Here is a 637-nt window from a genome sequence, read left to right as displayed (position 1 = left end):
ACGATGCTGTTGTGCGCGAGCGCGTCGTGGACCACCAGATCGCCAGGGCCGAACAGCGCGCCGATCACGGTCACGTTGGTCGCATGGCCGCTCACGAACGCGACGCAGTCGTCGGTCTCGTAGAACGCGGCCAGCGCGCGCTCGAGCGCGCGCTGCACCGGACGCTCGCCCGCGACCATCCGGCTCGCCGAAGCCGAGGTGCCGTAGCGGTCGATCGCGGCTTTCGCGCGCGCGGACACCGCCGGATCGCCGGCCAGACCCAGATAGTTGTAGTTGGCGAAGTTCAGGTATTCGCGGCCGCCGATCTGCGTGGTCGCGCCGGCGACGCCGTCGTGCACGCGGAAAAACGGCGACTCGACCCGCAGCTTCTCGCCCATCTCGCGCATGATGCGGACCTGCTGATACTGCGGCATCGACTCGAAGCGGCTGCGTGCCGACGCGGTCTGCGCAACCGGCGTACCGGGCACGCCGGGCGCGGCCGCGGCGTCGGTCGCGCGCTCCAGTTGCCGTTTCAGCGCTTTTGCCGCCAGTTGCTGGCGAAGATGCTCTCCCAGTGCCATTGCTTCCTTCGCTTTATCTCGAAAAGCCGCTATGTTACGCCGCGTATTTTTAAAAAGCGTGGTGTCACGCGTCGGAA

1 pseudogene is annotated in these 637 nt (G+C 67.0%); it reads right to left on the bottom strand.

Annotation, left to right across the window (positions count from 1 at the left end):
• A pseudogene (locus JMF90_RS39500) lies at positions 1–560 on the bottom strand (aminotransferase class I/II-fold pyridoxal phosphate-dependent enzyme); the annotation flags it as partial.
• Positions 561–637 lie beyond the last annotated feature (77 nt).

The organism is Burkholderia sp. E168m23 (assembly GCF_016586125.1).
Classification (GTDB): Bacteria; Pseudomonadota; Gammaproteobacteria; order Burkholderiales; family Burkholderiaceae; genus Burkholderia; species Burkholderia orbicola.
Note: the sequence above shows the minus strand (reverse complement) of the source record. Positions and strands in the feature narration are given on the sequence as shown.